The 574-nt window shown below is 61.3% G+C and carries 1 protein-coding gene; it reads left to right on the forward strand.

Annotated features, from left to right (window positions below; translation table 11 throughout):
- On the forward strand, window positions 1-574 hold a 574-nt coding region (locus EN949_RS35575; RefSeq protein ID WP_281039804.1), incomplete at both ends, for an ABC transporter transmembrane domain-containing protein.

The raw sequence follows: 574 nt of genomic DNA on the forward strand, positions 1-574 counted from the left end.
GTTCAACAGCGTTTCAACCCTCGTGCTCCTGTCGGCCACAATTGCCGTCCTGTTCGTTTACGAGACGCTCCTCGGTCACGCCCGACGGCTGATCATCAACGTCGTCGGCGCCCGCCTGGATACCAAACTGAACTTGCATGTTTTCAGCAGGCTCCTGCGTCTGCCGCTTGATTATTTCGAGCGTCATCCGGCCGGCGAGACGATGTACCATCTCGCGCAGATCTATCGCATCCGCGAATTCCTCACCGGAAAACTCCTCAGCACGTTCCTGGATCTGATCACGCTCTGCGTGCTGATCCCGGTGATGTTCTATATCAACCCCACGCTGGGCTGGATGGTGCTTGCCTGCGCGGGCGTGATTATGTTGATCATCTTCGCCTTTCTCGCGCCGTTGCGCCGCCGCTACCAGCAAGTGGTCGATGCCGAGACCTGGAAGGCGGCGGCGCTCGGCGAAACCGTCGTCGGCATCAAGACGGTGAAGGCGCTCGGTCTCGAACCGCAACGCAGGGCGCTTTGGGACGAGCGGGTGGCGGAAGCGGGCAGGGCGCGCCTTGCCTTCGGGCAGCTTGCCAAC

Origin of the sequence: Mesorhizobium sp. M7A.F.Ca.US.007.01.2.1 (assembly GCF_003998165.1) — a bacterium.
GTDB classification, from domain to species: domain Bacteria; phylum Pseudomonadota; class Alphaproteobacteria; order Rhizobiales; family Rhizobiaceae; genus Mesorhizobium; species Mesorhizobium ciceri.